Genomic DNA, 22,166 nt, shown 5'->3' on the forward strand with positions numbered 1-22,166 from the left:
AACTCTCAAATAAAAGTTTATCAGGCTCAGATACTATTGTTATCAAAATATCTGGCTTTATGGTTTGTTTCTTGTTTATAAATTAACCTACTGTTTAATTTTCAAAGTTCTTTTGTCTTATTTTTGTGCTCCTTTTGGGCACTCATATATAATATCATCTATGTTATTCTAAGTCAACGCTTTTTTAACTTTTATTTTAATTATTTTTTTGTCAAAACAAAAATAGCTCATATTAATGCATTTTTAAACACCTCAATACAAGCTATTTACATATTTAGACTTATTTTTATAATTATTTCAACTTAGATATTTTTGTATACCTATGTATATCGCCCACGCTATCTTTTCTTGATATGTTTCATCTGTCAAAAGTTTACATTCTTTTTCATTTGATAGAAAACCACACTCTATTAACACTGATGGAATATTATTTTCTTTCAAAAGGTATATGTCATCTCTAGGCTTAACTTCTCTGTTATTTGTTTTATCTACTACTCTTTTAAGTTCTTCTTGAATACACTTCGATAATTCCTTGCTATCTTGTTTATCTTTAGGATAAAAGGTCTGAGCTCCATAGTATTTAGACTGTTCAAATGCATTTAGATGTATGGATACGAACATATTAGCATTGGAATTAGAAATTATTTCTTTCCTATTTTTTAAGTTCTCATTATATTTTTGTCTTGTAGTTTTATTATTTTCTTCTTTATAGAGGCTACTGTCATCTTCTCTGGTTAATATTACAAGACCTCCACTTGATTCTATAAGCTCTCTAAGCTTAAGTGTTATTGCTAAGTTGATATCTTTTTCAGATGTGCTCTTATCCTTGTTTAATGCTCCTGGATCAATACCTCCATGACCAGCATCTAAAATTATTGTTTTATTTGTTATTGGCATATATTTGATAACATCTTCAGAAATATTTTTCACTTCAAATATTGATACTATTACTAGACACACCATAACAAAACTAAAAATTATATGTTTTATGTACTTTCTCACAACATCACCCTGTATATGTATACTTATAAAAACACTATAATATTCCAAATATTAGTACAAACATTTAAATTTCACTTTAGTATTTATCAATCTCTATTTTTTAATATTAATATATGATTACATAAATATGCTATATTCACGTCTACTCTAAATTCCTATTTTTAATTATTATCGAATAACAGGTATAATAAATTATGACAATTTATATTATGAATTATATTATTAAATAACCTAAATTTTATTGCTTATAAAATATAAAATTTTTAATTATATTTACTGTAACTTTCTTTATTAATTTCTCAATAGAACTATTATTCCAATAACTTTAACATGTAATTTTTTATTAGACAATTAAAACAATAAAAAGGATGTTTTTCTATTGAAAAACATCCTAATAAGATATCTTATTATTTTATTGTATATCAATCATTAACTTAAACCCAACATTTTAACATGCTCCCATATTTTCTGAATGGCAGAAAATAAAGGATTTTGCTTTTCCAAAAAAATAAATAATTATCTTTTTGAGAATTGTGGAGCTCTTCTTGCTGCTTTTAATCCGTATTTCTTTCTTTCCTTCATTCTTGCATCTCTAGTTAAGAAACCTTCTTTCTTTAAAGCAGGTCTTAAATCTAAATCAGCTTTTAATAAAGCTCTAGATATACCATGTCTTATAGCTCCAGCTTGTCCAGTGAATCCTCCACCTTCAACTTTTACTATAACATCATATTTATTTTCATTACCAGTTAAAACTAATGGTTGTTTAACATCTCTTATTAATGTTTCATAGTTAAAATAATTTTCTAATGCTCTTCCATTTACTAATATATTTCCTTCACCTGCAACTAGTCTTACTCTAGCAACAGAACTTTTTCTTCTTCCAGTTCCATAATATTGAACGTTAGCCATTATAAACTCCTCCTTTCACCTATTAATCTTATTTAAAGTTTAAAACTTCTGGATTTTGAGCTGCATGAGTGTGTTCAGCACCTGCAAATACTCTTAATCTAGTCATCATTCTACTTCTTAATTTGTTTTTAGGTAACATGCCATTTACAGCATGTGCTATAACTTCTTCTGGTTTTTTATCCATCATATCTCTATAAGATATTTCTTTTAATCCACCTACATAACCAGTGTGGTATCTGTAATATTTTTGATCTAATTTTTTTCCACTTAAAACTACTTTTTCTGCATTTACTACAACAACAAAATCTCCACCATCAACGTGAGGAGTAAATGTTGGTTTATGTTTACCTCTCAATACTGTCGCAATTTCTGTTGCTATACGACCTAATGTTTTTCCTTCAGCATCAACTAAGTACCATTTTCTTTGTACATCAGCTGGCTTAGCTATATAACTTTTCATAACTGTCCCTCCTTAACTACTTTTCATAAAAATTTTTTACCGTTTATGTCAAGTCCGGGGCAAGTGGACTTATTAACACATTCTCATATATTTTAATACATGTAGCCTGGTGTGTCAAGTTAATAATGAACTTTTTTAAGAAATAATCCTTGTGCTGGAGCTGTATGTCCACATCTTGATCTGTTTTTGGATTCTATTATATCTAAAAATGATTCATTAATTCTACCACGTCCTATATCAACAAGTGTTCCAACAATAATTCTCACCATATTATATAAGAACCCATCTCCACTAATTTCTAAAGTAATCAAATCATCTGTTTTTTTTATATTTATATCATATATTGTTCGTATTGTATCTTTTACAGATGAACCAGAACTCATAAAACCTTTAAAATCATGTGTACCCAATAGGCTTTTTGATTCTATACACATTTTATCAAAATCAAGTTCGTACTTTACTTGATATGATATGTTGTTAAGTATTGGATGTCTAAACTTACTGTTATATATTAAATATTTATATGTTTTTCCTTTTGCACTGTATCTTGAATGAAAATCATCATTAACTTCATATGCTTCTATAACTGATATATCTTTTGGTAATTTAGCATTTAGTGCCATTGGTATACTTTCTATACTTATACTTGAACTAATTTTAAAATTTGCAGTTTGTGCAAGAGCATGAACTCCTGAATCAGTTCTACCTGACCCTATAAGTTTAACTTCTTCATTCGTTATCTCATATATAGCCTTTTCAATTGTACCTTGTATCCCTAGGGAATCTGGTTGCTTCTGCCATCCACAATAATTTCTACCATCATATTGGATTGTAATCTTTATATTTCTCATATTTTACCTCATCTATATATGCTTCTATTAAATCGCTATAAATCTAGTAGCTATGATTAATCCTAAATAAATAACTTGAAACACACATGCTATATAATCTGCTTTTACTATAACAGACTCCCTCATTTTTGTTCTATTGTGCCCACCTCTATAACATCTAGCTTCCATAGCCATAGCCAATTCATCTGCTCTTCTAAATGCACTAACAAATAGTGGAACTAAAAGAGGTACTAGATTTTTAGCTCTATTTATAAGATTTTTACTTTCAAAGTCTGCACCTCTAGACATCTGAGCTTTCATTATTTTATCTGTTTCGTCCAATAATGTCGGAATAAAGCGCAAAGCAATTGTCATCATCATTGCAAGCTCATGAACTGGTAAACCAATTTTCTTAAAGGGATTCAATAATCTCTCTATACCATCTGTCAATTCTATTGGTGAAGTTGTTAAAGTAAGTAATGATGTCCCAATTACTAAAAATATAAGTCTTATTGCCATAAAAATTGCTTGTCTCAAACCTTGACTTGTTATCGTTAAAAATCCAAATGACCATATCTCATCACCTGGTAAGAAAAAAATATTTATAATAAATGTAAATAAAATAATCCACTTAAGAGGCTTTACACCCTTAACAATATACTTAACTGGTATATTAGCTAACTTTATCATACCTAATAAACATAATAAAACTATCATATAAGGCCAAAATTTATTTACTACAAATATAGATACCATAAATACAATTGTTGCTACAAGTTTTATCCTTGGATCTAATTTATGAATAGCAGAACTTGTTGGGTAGTATTGCCCTATAGTTATATCTTTTAACATAATCCTCGCCCTCTCACAACTCTTAATATTTCCTGTTTTGCTTCTTCTAAAGTCAATATGTCTTCACTAATGTCAAAACCTTGTTCTCTTAATTTCAATGCAAGTTCTAAAACCTGTGGAATATCTAAACCAATTTCTTTTAATTTAATAGCATTTGATTTAAATACATCTCTAGGAGTACCCATAAATTCTATTTTCCCATGATTCATAACAATTAAAGTTTGTGCCAACTTTGCCATATCATCCATACTATGTGATGACAATATTATAGTCATATTGTTTTTTTCATGTAAATTTTTTATTAAATTGAAAATTTCATCTCTTCCACCAGGGTCAAGACCTGCAGTTGGCTCATCTAATATAAGTACTTCTGGATTCATTGCTATAACTCCAGCTATTGCAACTCTACGTTTTTGTCCTCCTGATAATTCAAATGGAGATTTATCTTTAAATTCCTCATAGTCAAGTCCTACAGCTTCCATCGATGCTTTTACCCTATTATGTATTTCAGCCTCTTCTAGACCTAAATTAGTGGGTCCAAAAGCTATATCTTTATCAATTGTTTCTTCAAATAATTGATATTCTGGATATTGAAATACAACACCTACTCTTTTCCTTATCTCAGTTAAGTTTAAATTCTTATCTGTTATATTAAAATCATTTATAAAAATCTCTCCTGAGGAAGGCTTTAATAGTCCATTTAAATGTTGTATCAATGTAGACTTTCCTGAACCTGTATGACCTATAAGTCCAACAAAATCTCTATCTTTAATTTCAAAAGATACATCATCAAGTGCCTTACTTGCAAAAGGCATCCCTTCATTATATATATGTGTTAAGTTCTTTACTATAATTGACATAATTCCATCACCATCTCATCCACAGTTAATATATCACTACTAATATTTATACCTTCTTCTATTAATAAACTAGACAACTCTGTCATACAAGGCACATCTAAACCGATTTCCTTTAACATATCTATTTTACTAAATACTTCTTTAGGAGTCCCTTCTAAAAGTTTCTTACCTTTCTCCATAACGACAACTCTATCAGCTTCTACAGCTTCTTCCATAAAGTGAGTTATATGTAAAACAGTTATATTTTCTTCTTTATTAAGTCTTTTTATTGTTTTCATAACTTCTTTTCTTCCAGATGGGTCTAACATCGCTGTTGCTTCATCAAATATTATACACTTAGGCCTCATTGCAATTATACCTGCTATTGCAACCCTCTGTTTTTGACCACCTGATAACAAATGTGGTTGTCTACCTCTTAAATCATACATACCTACACTTTTTAAAGACTCTTCTACAATACGTCTTATCTCTTTTGGCTCTATGCCTAAGTTTTCAGGACCAAAAGCCACATCTTCCTCTACTATTGTGGCAACAATTTGATTATCTGGGTTTTGAAATACCATGCCTGCTGTTTGTCTTATATCCCATAATCTTTCTTCTTCTTTGGTATCCATTCCATCAATGAGAATATTTCCTTCTGTAGGCATAAGAATAGCATTTAAGTTTTTAGATAAAGTAGACTTACCAGAACCATTATGTCCTATTATCGCAACAAATTCTCCCTTTTTAACATCCAAGCTTAAATTATCTATTGCTTTAAGTTTTGCTTCATCTGTAATATACTCAAATGAAATATTGTTTACTTTTATTATATTATCCATTAATTCATACTCCTTTTAGTAAGCAATAACTTATAAAAATCATTTTACACATTATTATATCACACCTTAGTCAAAAAAATAAAAAAAAGATTAAGCCATCAAGCCTAATCCTTTCCTTACTATACTAATTCTATAAAAGCCATTTCAGCAGCATCGCCTTTTCTTGGCCCTATTTTTATTATTCTAGTGTATCCACCATTTCTCTCAACATATTTTGGAGCTAAATCTGTGAATAAGTTATTAACTACTGTTTCATCCATAACATAAGCTAAAACTTGTCTTCTAGCATGAAGATCTCCTCTTTTAGCAAGAGTTATCATCTTTTCAGCCATTCTACGAGTTTCTTTAGCTCTAGTTACTGTAGTTTCTATTCTTCCACTTCTTAGTAAACAAGTTACTAAGTTTCTTAACATAAGGTTTCTGTGAGCTGTTTCACGTCCTAATTTACGGTACTTAGCCATTCTTATCCCTCCTTTGCTCGCTATTCTTCACTTGGTTTTAAACCTAGCCCAAGTTCCTCTAGTTTTTGTATTACCTCTTCTAATGACTTTTTACCTAGGTTTCTAACCTTCATCATATCGTCTTCAGACTTATTAGCTAATTCTTCAACTGTGTTAATTCCCGCTCTCTTTAAACAGTTGTATGATCTAACTGATAAATCTAATTCTTCTATAGTCATTTCAAGAACTTTTTCTTTTTGATCTTCTTCTTTTTCTACCATGATTTCAACACTACTTACATGTTCAGTTAAGTCTATAAATAGATTTAAATGCTCAACTAATACTTTTGCAGCTAATGATATACCTTCTTGAGGGTTTATACTACCATTAGTCCAAACTTCTAGTACTAATTTATCATAATCTGTTTTTTGACCAACTCTTGTGTTTTCTACATGATAACTAACTTTCTCAACAGGAGTATATATTGAATCCACAGGTAAAACACCTATTGGAACATTCTCTGTTTTATTTTCTTCAGCAGAAACATAACCTCTACCTTTATCTACAAATATTTCCATATTAAACTTGGCATTATCATCTAATGTAGCTATTGCTAAGTCTTTGCTTAATATTTCAACATCTGGAGGACAGATTATATCTGAACCTGTGATAGAGCATGGTCCTTGAGCCTCTATTTTAAGTGTTCTACTTCCTTCACCATCTATAGTTGCTGAAAGCTCTTTTAAAGTTAATATTATCTCTGTAACATCTTCTTTAACACCAGGTATTGTAGAGAATTCATGAAGAACTCCATCTATTTTTATAGCATTTACAGCTACACCTGGTAAAGATGATAATAATATTCTTCTTAGTGTGTTACCTATAGTTATTCCATATCCTCTTTCTAGAGGTTCTATAACAAACTTACCATATCTATAGTCTTCGCTAAGCTCAACTATATCTACTTTTGGCTTTTCTATTTCTATCATGGACAAAACCCTCCTTAAAATTCAGTAATCCACTGAGGGTAAACAAAATTTTAAAATAATTTTTAAAAGTGTGCTTATTATTTAGAGTAAAGTTCTATGATTAAGTGCTCTGCTATTTCAAGATCTATATCTTCTCTTGTTGGAACACCAACTACTTTTGCTGTCATTCCTTCTACATTAGCTTCTAACCATTTAGGAGCTATTCTTGAGTTAACTTCTACTAAATTTTTGAATTTTGCAGAAGATCTTGATTTTTCTTTAACTTCTATCACATCTCCAACTTTAACTGTTAATGAAGCTATATCTACTTTATTTCCATTTAAAGTGAAATGACCATGAGTTACTAATTGTCTAGCTTCTTTTCTAGAAGATGCTAGTCCCATTCTGTAAACTACATTGTCTAATCTTCTCTCTAATAAACTTAATAAGTTCTCACCTGATTTTCCAGGCATGTTCTCAGCACGTTCGTATAAATTTCTAAATTGAGTTTCTAAAACTCCATATATTCTTTTAACTTTTTGTTTTTCTCTTAATTGTAATCCATAGTTAGAAACTTTCTTTCTCCCTTGGCCATGTTGACCTGGAGCATAGTTTCTTTTAACTATAGCACATTTATCTGTATAACATCTATCACCTTTAAGGAATAATTTCATTCCCTCTCTACGGCATTGTCTACATGATGCACCTGTATATCTTGCCATTTATCTACACCTCCTATTTGTACTCTTATTAATTACACTCTTCTTCTCTTTGGTGGTCTACATCCGTTATGTGGGATTGGAGTAACGTCTTTTATCATAGTTACTTCTAGTCCAGTTGCTTGTAAAGCTCTTATAGCAGCTTCTCTTCCTGAACCTGGCCCCTTTACGAATACCTCAACACTTTTTAATCCGTGTTCCATCGCAGCTTTTGCAGCTGTTTCAGCAGCCATTTGAGATGCAAATGGAGTTGATTTTCTTGATCCTTTGAATCCTAATTGTCCTGAACTTGCCCAAGATATAGCATTTCCATGAACGTCAGTTAAAGTTATTATTGTATTGTTGAAAGTTGACTGTATATGAGCATGACCACGTTCTATATTTTTACGTTCTCTTCTTCTAACACGTGTAACTTTCTTTTTTGGTTTAGCCATTTTCCTTTTCCCTCCTTCATCTAATTATTATTTAATTATTTTTTCTTTTTACGAGATACTGTTTTTCTAGGACCTTTTCTAGTTCTAGCATTAGTTTTAGTTCTTTGTCCTCTTAATGGAAGACCTTTACCATGTCTAATTCCTCTATAACATTTTATATCTCTTAATCTCTTTATGTTTAAAGCAATTTCTCTTCTTAAGTCACCTTCAACTAAGAAATCGTCATCTATAACTTTTCTTAACTCATTAACTTGATCTTCTGATAAATCTTTTATTCTTGTATCTGGATTTATCTCAGCTTTAGCTAATATTTCGTTAGCAGTTGCTTTACCTATACCATATATATAAGTTAAGCCTATCTCCGCTCTTTTTTCTCTAGGTAAATCTACCCCAGCTATTCTTGCCATGATCGCACCTCCTACACATAGTTTTTAGTGTTTAAAACTTCATATCATATATCAATCCTACGTCAGATTGTTCAACGATTTTAACGTTCTTTTGTTAACATCACAATATAGTATTATACTATAAAATTTAACAAAATACTAGTAATAATTTCTTATCCTTGTTTTTGCTTATGCTTTGGATTTTCACAGATAACCATTACTTTTCCTTTTCTTTTTATTACTTTGCATTTTTCACATATTGGTTTTACTGATGGTCTAACTTTCATTATTAATCCCTCCTTAGACTAAATATCAAGATAGTCTACTTCTTACGCCAAGTGATTCTCCCTCTTGTAAGGTCATATGGAGAAAGTTCAACATTCACCTTATCACCTTCAAGAATTCTTATGAAGTTCATTCTTAGCTTTCCAGAAATGTGGCATAATATCTCATGTCCATTTTCTAATTTAACTTTAAACATAGCATTAGGTAAAGCTTCTGAAACTGTACCTTCTAATTCTATAACATCTTTTTTGGCCATTAACTAACCAGCCCTCCATTTCAATAAGTTAAATTATCTAATTTAACTTAGTAAGTTCAGCTCTTAAAAAAGAATCTGTAATCTCTTGTCCAGATACTACTCTTTTTCTAACTTCATCATTAATAAAATTATATTTTTTTAAGTGCTTAACTTTCTTTAACTTAGGTTTGTCAAGTTTTCTTTTCTTTCCATCAGCTATTAATACATATTCATTATTAATTATCTTGACTACGAAAAATAAATTTCCTTCATCTCGACCTAATGAAACCTTAACAACTTGACCTATACTTAAATTATCTGATAGCACTTTTTTCACCTACTTCTTAATTTACAACTTTGTCAATATCAAAGGTTCATGTTCAGTAATTGCTATCGTATGCTCATAATGAGCTGATTTTTTTCCATCTATTGTAACAGTCGTCCACCCATCTGATAGAGTCTTTACATGATAACGACCTGCATTAACCATTGGCTCTATAGCAATAACCATTCCTTCTCTAAGTCTTGGTCCTTTTCCTGGGAGTCCATAATTAGGTACCTGTGGATCTTCATGAAGATTTGCTCCAACTCCATGTCCTACCAAATCCCTAACTACTGAGAAACCATGTTTCTCAACGTGTGTTTGTACTGCGTGTGAGATATCTGAAAGTCTATATCCTAATTTAGCAAATTTTATTCCTTCATAGAAGCTTTCTCTAGTTACTTCTATTAATTTCCTATCTTCTTCAGATATCATGCCTACTCCATGAGTTTTCGCAGAATCACCATGATATCCTTTATAATAGGCTCCTATATCTAAGCTTACAATGTCTCCTTCTTTTAATAGAGTCTCACCTGGAATTCCATGTACAACTTCTCTATTGATAGAAGCACATATACTTCCTGGAAAACCTCCATATCCTTTAAAAGATGGTTCAGCATTGTATTTTCTTATATTCTCTTCAGCTATTTTATCTAATTCTAAAGTAGATATTCCCGGAGAAATAGCATTTCTTAAAACTTCATGAGTATCAGCAACAATTTTGCCTGCTTCTCTTAAAAGTTCTATTTCTTTCTTTGATTTCAAGATAATCATTTATTTTCCACTTCCTAAAGCAGCAACAATATCTTCAAATACTTTATCTATTGCTTGGTCACCTTTTATATCAGCTATTATACCTTGTTTGCTATAATAATCTACTAAAGGCTTAGTTTCATCTAGATAAACTTGTATTCTCTTAGATACAGTTTCTTCATTATCATCAGCTCTTTGATATAATTCTCCTTGGCATACATCACATACACCTTTTACTTTAGGAGGATTAAACTCAACATGATAAGTAGCTCCACAAGACTTGCATATTCTTCTACCAACTGCTCTAGATACTAATATACTCTTATCAACTTCAATATTGACAACTTTATCTAGTACTATACCAGCATTTTTTAAGAATACATCTAAATGCTCACCTTGTGCTACATTTCTTGGAAATCCATCTAACATAAATCCATTTTTACAGTCTTCTTGAGATATTCTATCAGTAACTAAACCTACAGTTAACTCATCTGGTACTAATAAACCTTGGTCCATGTATTCTTTAGCTTTTTTTCCAAGTTCTGTTCCCTCTTTTATATTCTTTCTGAATATATCTCCTGTTGATATATGAGGTATATTGTATTTTTCTACTATTCCTGCCGCCTGAGTACCTTTACCAGCACCTGGAGGTCCAAGTAATATTATTCTCATATTATCCATCTCCATTTTATTTTAAGAAACCTTGATAGCTTCTCATAACTAAGTTTGACTCTAATTGTCTCTTAAGCTCCAAAGCAACCCCAACAACGATTAGCAATGAAGTCCCAGCTAGACTCATATTTACATTCATATAATGTGTTGTAAGAGCTGGTACCATAGCAATTATTGCTAAGAAAGTAGCTCCAGCTAAAGTTAATCTTGTTAAGATTCTATTTAAATAATCCATAGTAGGTTCACCTGGTCTGATACCTGGTATAAATCCACCATTATTTTTCATATTTTTAGATATATCTTCTGTATTGAATGATACAGTTGTATAAAAATATGAGAAGAAAATTATAAGTAGAATTTCAATTGATCTGTATGTCCAAAATCCTTGTTCTGTTGCCATACTTAAGTATTTTTGAACAAAAGCTTGAGCATCTGCCCCCATAAACATAGCTATTGTTTGTGGAAAAGCTAAAAGTGAACTAGCAAAAATTATAGGCATAACTCCTGATTGGTTAACTTTCATTGGTATATGAGAACTTTGTCCTCCATACATTTTTCTTCCAACAACTCTTTTAGCATATTGTACAGGTATCTTTCTAGTAGCTTCTTGTATAAATGTAACTCCTGTAACTGTAAGTAATATAACTACAATTAGAAGTATTATTACCCAAGGTGCAACTTGACCAGATTTAACTTGTTGTGCGATTTTAATAACATCTGTTGGTATTCTTGATATAATACCTGCAAATATTATTACTGAACTACCATTACCAATTCCTTTTTCGGTAATTTTGTCCCCAATCCACATTACTAACATACTTGCTGAAACTAATGTTATTACAACAGTTGTGATAAAAAACACACTATTTGATATTAAAGCACTTCTTACAATTCCTAATGTAATTCCCAAAGCTTGTACAACTGCTAGAGCTAGTGCTGTATATTTAGTGTACTTATTGATTTTTTTCTTTCCTTCTTCACCAGATTTTTGAAGTTCTGCTAAACTTTCAAAACCTACTGTTAGAAGCTGTATTATGATTGATGCAGTAATATATGGACTTATACCCAAAGCAAATAATGAAAAGTTACTAAATGCTCCACCAGTAAACATATTATACAGAGAAAGTAGACTATTGCCGCCTACCATCTTTTGTATAATACTAGTGTCTATACCTGGAACTGGTATTGTAGTACCTATTCTGAATATCACGATCATCATAAGTGTATACATTACTTTTTTTCTTACTGCTTTAATCTTCCAAGCTTGTTTTAATTTTGACAGCACGCTAATTCACCCCGCCTGTACTGGCTAGGAGATTAGCAGGTTATTATACTAACTCTGCTTTTCCACCAGCTTTTTCTATTTTTTCTTGAGCTGAAGCTGTAAATTTAGCAGCTTTAACAGTTAAAGCTTTTTCTAAATTACCTTCACCTAAGATTTTAATTCCATCTTTACCTATTTTGCTTATAGTTTTAGTAGATTTTAATAATTCTGCAGTTATTTCTGTTCCATTTTCAAATCTATTTAAAACTTCAACATTAACTTCTGTGTAAACTTTCTTAAATATGTTATTGAAACCTCTCTTAGGAAGTCTTCTAGCTAGTGGCATTTGTCCACCTTCGAACCCTACTCTTACTCCACCACCAGAACGAGACCATTGACCTTTTTGTCCACGTCCTGCAGTTTTACCTTGTCCAGTTGCAGTACCTCTACCTAATCTTCTTTTAGCTCTTACTGCACCTTCAGCAGGTTTTAACTCATGTAACTTCATGGATTGCACCTCCTTGCACTACTTTTTAAAAATTATTCAGCTATTTCAGTTACTTCTAATAAATGACTTACTTTTTTTATCATACCTCTTATTTGAGCATTGTCTTCTTTTACAACAACTTGTTCTCTTTTTCTTAATCCTAACGCTTCAACATTCTTTTTTTGGTTAGGAGTAGTTCCTATAACACTTCTAACTAATTTTATTTGTAATTTAGCCATTTTACACTACCTCCTTACCCTAGAAGTTCTTCAACTTTTTTACCTCTAAGTTTAGCTATATCTTCAACTGTTTTTAGAGAATTAAGTCCTTCTATTGTAGCATTTACCATATTTCTTGGATTGTTAGATCCTAAAGATTTAGCTCTAACGTCTTTTAGTCCAGCTAACTCAAGTACGGCTCTAGCAGGTCCCCCAGCTATTACTCCTGTACCTTCTACAGCAGGCATTATTAATATATTTCCAGCACCAAAGTGTCCGCGTACTTCGTGAGGAATTGTAGTTCCAACCATTGGCACTACTATTAGATTTTTCTTAGCATCTTCAACTGCTTTTTTTATAGCGTCTGGTACTTCCATTGCTTTCCCAGCACCTATACCAACGTGTCCGTTTTCATCTCCAACAACTACTAACGCTGCAAATCTGAAGTTTCTACCACCTTTTACAACCTTAGTAACACGTCTTACTTCAACAACTTTTTCTTGTAAGTCAAGTTGTCCTGCATCTATCGGCTTACGACGTAGCATGTATTTTTCCCTCCTTCGTATTAGAACTTAAGACCAGCTTCTCTAGCACTTTCAGCTAATTCTTGAATTCTTCCATGATATAAGTATCCACCTCTGTCAAATACAACTTCAGTGATTCCTTTTTCAACAGCTTTTTTAGCAACTAATTCTCCAACTTTCTTAGCTGCTTCCTTATTTCCTGTATGATTAACAGCACTCTTAACTTCTGCTTCTAAAGAAGATGCAGCAACTAGAGTTACTCTGTTTGTGTCATCTATTATTTGAGCATATATATTGTTAGCACTTCTAAATACACATAATCTTGGTCTTTGAGCAGTACCGCTTATTTTTCTACGAACTCTCTTATGTCTTTGAAGTCTATTAGCATTTTTATCAGCCTTTTTTAACACCTAGCTCACTCCTTTCTAGCGTTTAAGTTTTGGTATTATTTTTTACCAGTTTTTCCTTCTTTACGTCTGATTACTTCATCAACGTATTTTATACCTTTACCTTTGTATGGCTCTGGCTTTCTCCAAGCTCTTATTTTAGCAGCATAGTTTCCTACTAATTGCTTGTCTATACCTTTTACTATTAACTCAGTTTGGTTTGGAGCTTCAACAGTTATTCCTTCTGGATCTTCCATTTCAACTGGATGAGAGAAACCTAAGTTCATAACTAATTTTTTCCCTTGTTTTTGAGCTCTGTATCCAACACCTTTTAGTTCTAATTTCTTTTCGAAACCAGTATTTACACCTACAACCATATTATCTAATAAAGTTCTAGTTAATCCGTGTAAAGATCTGTGTTTTTTATTATCAGTTGGTCTTTCAACCATTATTGTATTTTCTTCTTTTTTTATATTTAACTCAGCACTTAATTGTTTAGTTAAAGTTCCCTTTGGACCTTTTACTGTAACTAGATTTCCTTCAGCTATAGTAACTTCAACACCTGCTGGTATTATTATTGGTTTAACACCTATTCTTGACATGGTCGCACCTCCTTACATTGTTCATATTGATTACCAAACGTAGCAGATTACTTCTCCACCAACATTTTCTTTTCTAGCTTGCTTGTCAGTTAATATTCCTTTTGAAGTAGATATTACTGATATTCCTAATCCATTTAATACTTTTGGTATTTCATGGTTAGCAGCGTAAACTCTCATACCAGGCTTAGATATTTTCTTAAGACCTGTGATAACTCTTTCGCCTTCTTGTCCGTACTTTAATTGTATTCTTATGATACCTTGTTTTCCATCTTCTATAACATCATAACCTCTTATGAAACCTTCTTCTAATAAGATTCTAGCTAACTCTTTCTTCATATTAGAAGCTGGAACATCTACAGTTTCATGCTTAACAACATTAGCATTTCTTATACGAGTAAGCATATCTGCAATTGGATCTGTCATTGTCATTTTGTAGCCCTCCTTCCATTCTAATCAAGCTTCTACCAGCTTGCTTTTCTAACACCAGGTATTTGACCTTTATAAGCTAATTCTCTAAAGCATATACGGCATATACCAAATTTTTTCAAAACTGAATGCGGTCTTCCGCATATAGTACATCTAGTGTATTCTCTAGTAGCGTACTTTTGCTTTCTTTGTTGTTTAACAACCATCGCTTTTCTAGCCACGGGAATCCCTCCTTTGCTTACTTAGAAAATGGCATTCCTAATAATTTTAATAATTCACGAGCTTCTTCGTCAGTTTTTGCTGTAGTAACGAATATTATATCCATTCCTCTTACTTTATCAATTTTATCATATTCTATTTCAGGGAATATTAATTGTTCTTTAACTCCTAAAGCATAGTTTCCTCTACCATCAAAAGCATTAGGGTTAACACCTCTAAAGTCTCTAACTCTTGGTAAAGAAACTGATACTAATTTGTCCATAAAGTAGAACATTTTGTCAGCTCTTAATGTAACTTTTGTTCCTATTGGCATTCCTTCTCTTAGTTTGAAGTTAGCAACAGATTTTCTAGCTTTAGTTATAACAGGCTTTTGTCCTGATATTATTTCTAATTCTTCAACGCCTTTTTCTAATCCTTTTGGATTTTCTCTAGCATCACCTATACCCATGTTAATAACTATTTTATTTAACTTAGGTATCTCCATTACGTTTTTATATCCAAATTTCTCCATTAAAGCAGGAGCAACTTCTTTCATGTATTTTTCTTGTAATCTAGAAGCCATTTAAGGTCCCTCCTTTCAAGCAATATTTATTATAATTCTTTTCCGCTCTTTGCTGATACTCTTACTTTTGTCCCATCTTTTACTTCATATCTTACTCTAACGCCTTTTCCTGTTTCAGGATCAAATGGCATTACATTAGATATGTGTATTGGGGCTTCTTTATTTATTATTCCACCTTGTTGGTTCATAGCACTTGGTTTTTGATGTTTAGTTATTACGTTTACACCTTCAACTAATACTTTATCAGCTTTAGGGTATACCTTTAAAACTGAACCTTTTTTACCTTTATCTTTACCTGCTATAACTACAACAGTGTCACCTTTTTTAACACGCATCATGTCCTATTGCACCTCCTTAATTATAGTACTTCTGGAGCAAGAGAAACTATTTTCATGAATTCATTGTCTCTTAACTCTCTAGCAACAGGCCCGAATATACGAGTTCCTACTGGAGTTTTATCGTCCTTTATTATAACAGCAGCATTTTCATCAAAAGATATATAGCTTCCGTCATTACGTCTTACGCCTTGTTTGCTTCTTACTATAACAGCTTTAACAACCTTACCTTTTTTTACAACTCCACCAGGTGTTGCACTTTTAACAGTAGCAACTATAACGTCGCCTATGTTACCATATCTTCTTTTACTTCCGCCTAGAACACGTATACATAAAAGTTCTTTAGCTCCTGAGTTATCAGCAACTCTTAGACGTGATTCTTGTTGTATCATATCGTAATCCCTCCTTCTTCAAAAACTACTTAACTTTCTCAACAACTTCAACTAGTCTGAATCTCTTATCTTTAGATAAAGGTCTAGTTTCCATTATTTTAACTCTATCTCCGATGTTACATATATTCTTTTCATCATGAGCCTTAAATTTCTTAGTTCTCTTAACACGTTTGTTATATAGTGGATGACGTACGAATTCTTCAACAGCTACTACTATTGTTTTATCCATCTTATCACTAACAACACGGCCTATTCTAACTTTTCTTCTTCCTCTTTCCATGTTTAAAAAGCCTCCTTTCCAAATTAAGCTCTAGTTTCGTATAACTTTCTTTCAGCAAGAACAGTTTTAACTTTTGCTATATCCTTCTTAACAAACTTTATTCTAGCTGTATTTTCTAATTGACCAGTAGCTAATTGGAATCTTAAGCTAAATAATTCACTTTTGAAGTCGTTTAATTTGTTCATTAGCTCTTCGCTTGTTAAATCTCTTAATTCTTTAGCTTTCATCCTATTCACCACCCTTTACTTCTAAATCTTCTTTTTTAACAAATTTACATTTGATTGGTAATTTATGTGCAGCAAGTCTCATAGCTTCTCTTGCTTTATCTTCAGAAACACCTGCTAATTCAAACATAACTCTTCCTGGCTTAACTACAGCTACCCAATATTCTGGAGAACCTTTCCCTGCACCCATACGAGTTTCTGCTGGTTTTCTTGTTACTGGTTTATGAGGGAATATTTTTATCCAAACCTTTCCCCCTCTTTTTATATATCTAGTCATCGCGATTCTGGCAGCTTCTATTTGATTAGAAGTTATCCAAGAAGCTTCTAAAGCTACTAATCCAAACTCACCATAAGTAACTTTGTTACCTTTATGAGCTTGCCCAGCCATACTTCCTCTATGAACTCTACGACGCTTTACTCTTTTTGGCATTAACATGAGTATTTTTCCTCCTTCCTTGAACCTAACTATTATTAATTTCCTTTGTTTTCAGTTCTTTGAGGTCTTGATCCACCTTGAGGTCTTTGTCCACCTTGAGGTTTTTGTCCTCTATAGTTTCCTCTGTTATCGTTTCCTCTTCTATCATTTCCTCTTCTATCGTTTCTTCTGTTATCTCTCTTGTTGTCTCTTCTGTCGCTCTTTCTGCTTTCTTCTCTTGGGTTTACACCATCTCTAGTTGGTAAAACTTCACCATTACATACCCAAACTTTTATACCTATTTTTCCATAAGTAGTATCAGCTTCAGCGAAACCATAATCTATATCTGCTCTTAAAGTTTGTAGTGGCACATTTCCTTCACTATAACCTTCAGTTCTAGCCATTTCAGCTCCACCTAATCTTCCTGAAGCAGAAACTTTTATCCCTTTAGCACCAGATTTCATTGCTCTTTGTATAGCTTGTTTCATTGCTCTTCTGAAAGCAACCCTTCTTTCTATAGCTAAAGCTATATTTTCAGCTACTAATTGAGCATTTTTATCTGTACTTCTTACTTCTACTATGTTAACTATTATACTTTTCTTTGTCATTTTTTCTAATTCAACTTTTAATGCTTCGATTCCAGCACCAGCTCTTCCTATAACTACTCCTGGCTTAGCAACATGTAAGTCCATTTTTATTTTGTTAGCTGATCTTTCTATTTCTATTCTAGCAACTCCAGCTGAGTATAATCTTTTCTTTAAGAATTTACGTATATTATGGTCTTCTAATAATAAGTTTCCGAACTCTTTTTTATCAGTAGCGAACCATCTTGAGTCCCAATCTTTTATAACACCGACTCTTAAGCCGTGTGGATTAACCTTTTGACCCATTATTTTCCCTCCTATCTATTAATTATTTTTTTTCTTTCACAACAACCTCTATGTGAGAAGTTCTTTTTCTTATTGTAGTTGCACGACCCATAGCTCTAGGCATGAATCTCTTCATTGTTGGCCCTTGATTAGCAACTATTGATGCTATATATAATTTTTCAGTATCCATTTCGTGATTGTTTTCTGCGTTAGCTTTAGCTGACTTTACAACTTTAGCTATTATTGAAGCTGCTCCTCTTGGAGTGAACTTTAATATCGCTAATGCTTCATCAACATTCTTTCCTCTAACAAGGTCACAGATTTGGCCTGCTTTTCTTGGTGATACACGTACATATTTAGCAGTAGCTTTTGCTTCCATTGTTATTCCTCCTTTCTTAGTCATAATTTAATTATTTTCTCTTATTAGATTTTTCGTCATCCTTATGTCCTTTGAAAGTTCTAGTAGGAACGAACTCACCTAATTTGTGTCCAACCATATCTTCTGTTATATATACTGGAACATGTTTTCTTCCATCATGAACAGCTATAGTGTTTTCTACCATTTGTGGAAATACAGTTGAAGATCTTGACCAAGTTTTTATAACTTCTTTACTTCCACTACCATTCATAGCTTCTATTTTCTTTAAAAGTCTTGCATGGACAAAAGGCCCTTTTTTAGTTGATCTTGACATTTATATTCCTCCTTTCCGAGCAAAAATAAATTTACTACTTAGTTCTTCTTGATACTATTAATTTATTTGAAGCTTTGTTTTTCTTTCTAGTTTTGTATCCAAGAGCTGGTTTACCCCATGGAGTAACAGGAGATGGTCTACCTATTGGAGATCTACCCTCCCCTCCACCGTGTGGATGGTCATTAGGGTTCATTACAGAACCTCTTACAGTAGGTCTTATTCCCATATGTCTTTTTCTACCTGCTTTACCAATAACTACGTTACCGTGCTCTATATTTCCAACTTGTCCTATAGTAGCTTTACAGTTTATGCTTACTAATCTCATTTCACCTGATGGTAATCTTAATAAAGCATTTTTTCCTTCTTTAGCCATTAATTGTGCAGAAACTCCAGCAGATCTAACTAATTGAGCTCCTTTTCCTGGCTTTAATTCTATATTATGAATGATAGTACCAACTGGCATATCTTTTAATGCTAAACAGTTTCCTGGTTTTATATCAGCACCTAATCCTGATAAGATAGTATCTCCAACGTTGATTCCAACTGGAGCTAATATATATCTTTTTTCTCCATCAGCATAGTTTAATAATGCAATATTTGCAGTTCTGTTTGGATCATATTCTATAGTAGCAACCTTAGCAGGTATACCATCTTTATCTCTTTTAAAATCTATTATTCTATATTTTCTTTTTTGTCCTCCACCTCTATGACGAACAGTTATTCTACCATGTACGTTTCTACCAGCATTTTTCTTTAAGTTAACTAAAAGAGATCTTTCTGGTTGGTTACATGTTATTTCCTCAGAAACTAAAACTGTCATTTGTCTTAAGGCAGGAGAAGTTGGTCTAAACTTTTTTATAGCCATCTGTTTTCCCTCCTTCGTTTGTTATAATATTACATTCCTTGGAAGAATTCTATTTCTTTACTATCAGCAGTTAATTTAACTACTGCTTTCTTAAAGCTTGCTGTTCTTCCTTGAGTTCTACCCATTCTTTTAACTTTTCCATCGTAGTTTAAAGTATTTACTTTATCAACACTAACTCCGAATACTTTTTCTACTGCTTTTTTTATTTCAGTTTTGTTCGCATCTTTAGCCACAACAAAAGTGTATTTTTTTTCACCCATTTCAGCCATACTGTGCTCAGTTACAACTGGTCTTATTATTACATCATGTGGATTAGTCATTATGCGTACACCTCCTCCACTTTTTTAACAGCATCTGTAGTTATTATAAATGAATCATATTTTAATATATCATATACATTCATAGTATTAACTAATGCAGTTTGAACACCTTCTATATTTCTAGCTGATTTTATTACATTATCATTTTTATCAGCTATAACTACTAAAGCTTTTTTAGCAGCATTTATATTATTTAATATTTGAGCGAATTCTTTAGTTTTAGGAGCATCCATGTTTAATGCATCTAATACTATAACTTCACTATTTTGTATTTTTGAAGATAAAGCACTCTTCATAGCTAATCTTCTTACCTTCTTAGGTAATGTATATTTGTAACTTCTTGGTTTAGGTGCAAAAGCAACTCCTCCACCTACCCATTGTACAGATCTTGTAGAACCTTGTCTTGCTCTACCTGTTCCTTTTTGTTTCCAAGGTTTTCTTCCGCCACCTCTAACTTCTGCTCTAGTTTTAGCAGATTGAGTTCCTTGTCTCTTATTTGCTAATTGATTTTTTACAACTTCATATAAAACATGTCCATTAACTTCTACTCCAAATATAGAATCTGATAATTCTATTTCTCCAACGTTTTGTCCACTAATATTTAGTACATTTAATTTTGGCATTGTTATTCCTCCTTTCTCTAGGTTAGTCATTATTTAGAAACCTTTACAGCTTCTTTTATAGTTACTACTGAACCTTTAGCTCCTGGTATAGCTCCCTTAACTAATATAAGGTTCTTATCAGCATCTACTTTAACAACCTCTAAGTTTTGAACTGTTACCTTTACGCTTCCCATGTGTCCAGCTAATTTTTTGTTTTTAAATACTCTACCTGGGTAAGAACAAGCTCCCATTGAACCTGGTCTTCTGTGGTATCTAGAACCGTGAGATTCAGGACCTCTACTTTGTCCATGTCTTTTTATTGGACCTTGGAATCCCTTACCTTTACTTATTCCAGTAACATCTATTTTTGCACCTGCTTCAAATACATCAGCTTTTATTTCTTGTCCAACTGTGTATCCTTCTACAGAATCTACTCTAAACTCTTTTAAATGTTTCTTTAAAACATTAGCAGCAGCTAAGTGTCCTTTTTTAGGCTTGTTTAAAGATTTTTCTTTAGCATCTTCAAAACCTATTTGTATAGCATTGTATCCATCTTTATCAACTGTTTTTATTTGAGTAACGACCATAGGTCCTGCTTCAACAGCTGTTACAGGTATAACTACACCTTTATCAGTGAATATTTGAGTCATACCAACTTTTTTTCCTAATATTCCATTCATATTAGCACCTCCTATAATTCTTACAGCGGATTACATCATTTTAGAAGTAATCATTCTAAGATAGTTACCTATAGGATAATATCTTAGGGGTTCTTATAATTTTATTTCTATATCTACACCTGCTGGTAAGTCTAATCTCATTAATGAGTCAACTGTTTTAGGTGTTGGATTAGCTATGTCGATTAGTCTTTTATGAGTTCTTATTTCAAATTGTTCTCTAGAGTCTTTGTACTTATGTACGGCTCTTAATATAGTTACAATTTGTTTTTCTGTTGGTAGAGGCACAGGTCCTGAAACTTGTGATCCAGCCTTTTTAGCAGTTTCAACTATTTTACCTGCTGAAAAATCTAATAATTTGTGATCATATGATTTTAATCTTATTCTTATTTTTTCATTCTTAGCCATTTTGTTTTCCCTCCTTTATCACGTGTTTAATTTTCAAGTTGCGTACAACCAATACCGATACACTGCTCCGGGTGTGTTGTAACTTTCAAATCGATATCAGTTCGTATTTCACTAGGATTTAATTCTTATTTTCTTAATCTCTCAAGCACACTATTATATTTTATATCATCTGTTACATTTTTTCAAGTTTTTTTTATGTTTTTTTCAATTTTATTTTCTCTTACAACATTATAACCTTAAACTTGATTATTAATCTATCTCAAGGCACTAGTTTAGTATATATGCTTTATTGCTACTTGTCAACAAAAAACAAAAAAGAGAGGTTGAACCCCCTCTTTTTTTATATGAAATCAATTAGCTTAGTAAAAGATTATTCGATTATTGTAGCAACAACTCCTGAAGCTACTGTTCTTCCACCTTCTCTTATTGAGAATCTTAATCCTTCTTCTAC

At 32.0% G+C, this 22,166-nt stretch carries 39 protein-coding genes and 1 pseudogene; all 40 read right to left on the reverse strand.

What is annotated here, in order from left to right:
- Positions 1-297: 297 nt before the first annotated feature.
- Positions 298-1,002, reverse strand: a complete 705-nt coding sequence (gene cwlD / locus KGF36_RS19085; protein WP_227436991.1) for an N-acetylmuramoyl-L-alanine amidase CwlD — start codon at positions 1,000-1,002, stop codon at positions 298-300.
- 516 nt (positions 1,003-1,518) lie between these two features.
- On the reverse strand, positions 1,519-1,911 hold the full coding sequence (rpsI, locus tag KGF36_RS19090; protein ID WP_003421105.1) for a 30S ribosomal protein S9: 393 nt from the start codon (positions 1,909-1,911) through the stop codon (positions 1,519-1,521).
- Between the two features lie 28 nt (positions 1,912-1,939).
- Positions 1,940-2,371, reverse strand: a complete 432-nt coding sequence (rplM, locus tag KGF36_RS19095; RefSeq protein ID WP_227436993.1) for a 50S ribosomal protein L13 — start codon at positions 2,369-2,371, stop codon at positions 1,940-1,942.
- A 119-nt stretch (positions 2,372-2,490) separates the two neighbouring features.
- A complete protein-coding gene (gene truA, locus KGF36_RS19100) occupies positions 2,491-3,222 on the reverse strand; it encodes a tRNA pseudouridine(38-40) synthase TruA (protein WP_227830325.1) in 732 nt (243 codons plus the stop codon).
- Between the two features lie 27 nt (positions 3,223-3,249).
- Positions 3,250-4,053, reverse strand: coding sequence for an energy-coupling factor transporter transmembrane component T family protein (locus tag KGF36_RS19105; RefSeq protein WP_227436997.1), 804 nt, complete (start codon positions 4,051-4,053; stop codon positions 3,250-3,252).
- A complete protein-coding gene (locus tag KGF36_RS19110; protein ID WP_227830326.1) occupies positions 4,047-4,913 on the reverse strand; it encodes an energy-coupling factor transporter ATPase in 867 nt (288 codons plus the stop codon). The genes KGF36_RS19105 and KGF36_RS19110 overlap by 7 nt, the downstream gene beginning before the upstream one ends.
- Positions 4,901-5,734: an energy-coupling factor transporter ATPase gene (locus tag KGF36_RS19115; protein ID WP_227830327.1), complete on the reverse strand. Its 834-nt coding sequence runs from the start codon at positions 5,732-5,734 to the stop codon at positions 4,901-4,903. Before KGF36_RS19115 ends, KGF36_RS19110 begins: the two co-directional genes overlap by 13 nt.
- 119 nt (positions 5,735-5,853) lie before the next feature.
- Positions 5,854-6,195, reverse strand: a complete 342-nt coding sequence (gene rplQ / locus KGF36_RS19120) for a 50S ribosomal protein L17 (RefSeq protein WP_227830328.1) — start codon at positions 6,193-6,195, stop codon at positions 5,854-5,856.
- Between the two features lie 20 nt (positions 6,196-6,215).
- The gene (locus KGF36_RS19125; RefSeq protein ID WP_227830329.1) at positions 6,216-7,163 is read right to left on the reverse strand and encodes a DNA-directed RNA polymerase subunit alpha; all 948 of its coding nucleotides are present in this window, start codon (positions 7,161-7,163) and stop codon (positions 6,216-6,218) included.
- 77 nt (positions 7,164-7,240) lie between these two features.
- Positions 7,241-7,864 carry a 30S ribosomal protein S4 gene (rpsD, locus tag KGF36_RS19130; RefSeq protein ID WP_227437005.1) on the reverse strand — a complete coding sequence of 208 codons (624 nt, stop codon included), beginning with the start codon at positions 7,862-7,864 and terminating at the stop codon, positions 7,241-7,243.
- Between the two features lie 32 nt (positions 7,865-7,896).
- Positions 7,897-8,295, reverse strand: a complete 399-nt coding sequence (gene rpsK, locus KGF36_RS19135; protein ID WP_227437007.1) for a 30S ribosomal protein S11 — start codon at positions 8,293-8,295, stop codon at positions 7,897-7,899.
- A gap of 35 nt (positions 8,296-8,330) precedes the next feature.
- The gene (gene rpsM, locus KGF36_RS19140; protein WP_227437009.1) at positions 8,331-8,702 is read right to left on the reverse strand and encodes a 30S ribosomal protein S13; all 372 of its coding nucleotides are present in this window, start codon (positions 8,700-8,702) and stop codon (positions 8,331-8,333) included.
- Positions 8,703-8,854: 152 nt separating this feature from the next.
- Positions 8,855-8,968: a 50S ribosomal protein L36 gene (rpmJ, locus tag KGF36_RS19145; RefSeq protein WP_002509257.1), complete on the reverse strand. Its 114-nt coding sequence runs from the start codon at positions 8,966-8,968 to the stop codon at positions 8,855-8,857.
- Between the two features lie 35 nt (positions 8,969-9,003).
- Entirely contained in the window at positions 9,004-9,222 is a 219-nt protein-coding gene (infA, locus tag KGF36_RS19150; RefSeq protein ID WP_003421127.1) for a translation initiation factor IF-1, read from the reverse strand.
- Between the two features lie 37 nt (positions 9,223-9,259).
- The gene (locus KGF36_RS19155; protein ID WP_227854967.1) at positions 9,260-9,529 is read right to left on the reverse strand and encodes a KOW domain-containing protein; all 270 of its coding nucleotides are present in this window, start codon (positions 9,527-9,529) and stop codon (positions 9,260-9,262) included.
- A 21-nt stretch (positions 9,530-9,550) separates the two neighbouring features.
- Positions 9,551-10,297 (reverse strand): type I methionyl aminopeptidase, encoded by a 747-nt coding sequence (gene map / locus KGF36_RS19160; protein ID WP_227830331.1) that lies wholly within the window; start codon positions 10,295-10,297, stop codon positions 9,551-9,553.
- Positions 10,298-10,948 carry an adenylate kinase gene (locus KGF36_RS19165; protein ID WP_227437015.1) on the reverse strand — a complete coding sequence of 217 codons (651 nt, stop codon included), beginning with the start codon at positions 10,946-10,948 and terminating at the stop codon, positions 10,298-10,300.
- Positions 10,949-10,964: 16 nt separating this feature from the next.
- A complete protein-coding gene (secY, locus tag KGF36_RS19170) occupies positions 10,965-12,233 on the reverse strand; it encodes a preprotein translocase subunit SecY (RefSeq protein WP_227437017.1) in 1,269 nt (422 codons plus the stop codon).
- Positions 12,234-12,276: 43 nt separating this feature from the next.
- A complete protein-coding gene (gene rplO, locus KGF36_RS19175) occupies positions 12,277-12,720 on the reverse strand; it encodes a 50S ribosomal protein L15 (protein WP_003421135.1) in 444 nt (147 codons plus the stop codon).
- A gap of 32 nt (positions 12,721-12,752) precedes the next feature.
- Complete coding sequence (rpmD, locus tag KGF36_RS19180) at positions 12,753-12,938, reverse strand: 50S ribosomal protein L30 (protein ID WP_227830332.1); 186 nt, start codon at positions 12,936-12,938, stop codon at positions 12,753-12,755.
- A gap of 14 nt (positions 12,939-12,952) precedes the next feature.
- The gene (rpsE, locus tag KGF36_RS19185; protein ID WP_227437021.1) at positions 12,953-13,462 is read right to left on the reverse strand and encodes a 30S ribosomal protein S5; all 510 of its coding nucleotides are present in this window, start codon (positions 13,460-13,462) and stop codon (positions 12,953-12,955) included.
- A 20-nt stretch (positions 13,463-13,482) separates the two neighbouring features.
- The gene (gene rplR, locus KGF36_RS19190; RefSeq protein ID WP_227437023.1) at positions 13,483-13,851 is read right to left on the reverse strand and encodes a 50S ribosomal protein L18; all 369 of its coding nucleotides are present in this window, start codon (positions 13,849-13,851) and stop codon (positions 13,483-13,485) included.
- Between the two features lie 35 nt (positions 13,852-13,886).
- Positions 13,887-14,429 (reverse strand): 50S ribosomal protein L6, encoded by a 543-nt coding sequence (gene rplF, locus KGF36_RS19195; RefSeq protein ID WP_003435668.1) that lies wholly within the window; start codon positions 14,427-14,429, stop codon positions 13,887-13,889.
- Positions 14,430-14,459: 30 nt separating this feature from the next.
- Positions 14,460-14,858 carry a 30S ribosomal protein S8 gene (gene rpsH / locus KGF36_RS19200; RefSeq protein ID WP_003421148.1) on the reverse strand — a complete coding sequence of 133 codons (399 nt, stop codon included), beginning with the start codon at positions 14,856-14,858 and terminating at the stop codon, positions 14,460-14,462.
- A 32-nt stretch (positions 14,859-14,890) separates the two neighbouring features.
- Positions 14,891-15,076, reverse strand: a complete 186-nt coding sequence (locus KGF36_RS19205) for a type Z 30S ribosomal protein S14 (protein ID WP_003421149.1) — start codon at positions 15,074-15,076, stop codon at positions 14,891-14,893.
- Between the two features lie 17 nt (positions 15,077-15,093).
- Positions 15,094-15,636, reverse strand: a complete 543-nt coding sequence (gene rplE, locus KGF36_RS19210; protein WP_003421151.1) for a 50S ribosomal protein L5 — start codon at positions 15,634-15,636, stop codon at positions 15,094-15,096.
- 29 nt (positions 15,637-15,665) lie between these two features.
- Positions 15,666-15,971: a 50S ribosomal protein L24 gene (gene rplX, locus KGF36_RS19215; RefSeq protein WP_227437031.1), complete on the reverse strand. Its 306-nt coding sequence runs from the start codon at positions 15,969-15,971 to the stop codon at positions 15,666-15,668.
- Between the two features lie 23 nt (positions 15,972-15,994).
- Positions 15,995-16,363, reverse strand: coding sequence for a 50S ribosomal protein L14 (gene rplN, locus KGF36_RS19220; RefSeq protein ID WP_003421155.1), 369 nt, complete (start codon positions 16,361-16,363; stop codon positions 15,995-15,997).
- Between the two features lie 25 nt (positions 16,364-16,388).
- Entirely contained in the window at positions 16,389-16,643 is a 255-nt protein-coding gene (gene rpsQ / locus KGF36_RS19225; protein ID WP_003421156.1) for a 30S ribosomal protein S17, read from the reverse strand.
- 23 nt (positions 16,644-16,666) lie between these two features.
- Positions 16,667-16,870 (reverse strand): 50S ribosomal protein L29, encoded by a 204-nt coding sequence (rpmC, locus tag KGF36_RS19230; RefSeq protein ID WP_003421158.1) that lies wholly within the window; start codon positions 16,868-16,870, stop codon positions 16,667-16,669.
- A gap of 1 nt (position 16,871) precedes the next feature.
- Positions 16,872-17,303 carry a 50S ribosomal protein L16 gene (rplP, locus tag KGF36_RS19235; protein WP_003421160.1) on the reverse strand — a complete coding sequence of 144 codons (432 nt, stop codon included), beginning with the start codon at positions 17,301-17,303 and terminating at the stop codon, positions 16,872-16,874.
- Positions 17,304-17,338: 35 nt separating this feature from the next.
- Positions 17,339-18,172, reverse strand: coding sequence for a 30S ribosomal protein S3 (gene rpsC, locus KGF36_RS19240; RefSeq protein WP_227830333.1), 834 nt, complete (start codon positions 18,170-18,172; stop codon positions 17,339-17,341).
- Between the two features lie 22 nt (positions 18,173-18,194).
- Positions 18,195-18,530: a 50S ribosomal protein L22 gene (gene rplV / locus KGF36_RS19245; protein ID WP_009887891.1), complete on the reverse strand. Its 336-nt coding sequence runs from the start codon at positions 18,528-18,530 to the stop codon at positions 18,195-18,197.
- Between the two features lie 31 nt (positions 18,531-18,561).
- Positions 18,562-18,843, reverse strand: coding sequence for a 30S ribosomal protein S19 (gene rpsS, locus KGF36_RS19250; protein WP_227854968.1), 282 nt, complete (start codon positions 18,841-18,843; stop codon positions 18,562-18,564).
- 34 nt (positions 18,844-18,877) lie between these two features.
- Positions 18,878-19,708: a 50S ribosomal protein L2 gene (rplB, locus tag KGF36_RS19255; protein WP_227437027.1), complete on the reverse strand. Its 831-nt coding sequence runs from the start codon at positions 19,706-19,708 to the stop codon at positions 18,878-18,880.
- A gap of 29 nt (positions 19,709-19,737) precedes the next feature.
- Positions 19,738-20,028, reverse strand: a complete 291-nt coding sequence (gene rplW, locus KGF36_RS19260) for a 50S ribosomal protein L23 (protein WP_003421170.1) — start codon at positions 20,026-20,028, stop codon at positions 19,738-19,740.
- Positions 20,028-20,651 carry a 50S ribosomal protein L4 gene (gene rplD, locus KGF36_RS19265; protein WP_227840674.1) on the reverse strand — a complete coding sequence of 208 codons (624 nt, stop codon included), beginning with the start codon at positions 20,649-20,651 and terminating at the stop codon, positions 20,028-20,030. Before rplD ends, rplW begins: the two co-directional genes overlap by 1 nt.
- Before the next feature lie 29 nt (positions 20,652-20,680).
- Positions 20,681-21,310 (reverse strand): 50S ribosomal protein L3, encoded by a 630-nt coding sequence (rplC, locus tag KGF36_RS19270; RefSeq protein WP_227437029.1) that lies wholly within the window; start codon positions 21,308-21,310, stop codon positions 20,681-20,683.
- A 93-nt stretch (positions 21,311-21,403) separates the two neighbouring features.
- Positions 21,404-21,715 carry a 30S ribosomal protein S10 gene (rpsJ, locus tag KGF36_RS19275; protein ID WP_054268679.1) on the reverse strand — a complete coding sequence of 104 codons (312 nt, stop codon included), beginning with the start codon at positions 21,713-21,715 and terminating at the stop codon, positions 21,404-21,406.
- Positions 21,716-22,085: 370 nt separating this feature from the next.
- Positions 22,086-22,166 (reverse strand): annotated as a pseudogene (locus KGF36_RS19280) (elongation factor Tu); the annotation flags it as partial.

The sequence above is a fragment of the Clostridioides sp. ZZV14-6009 genome (genome assembly GCF_020658095.1).
Lineage (GTDB): Bacteria > Bacillota > Clostridia > Peptostreptococcales > Peptostreptococcaceae > Clostridioides.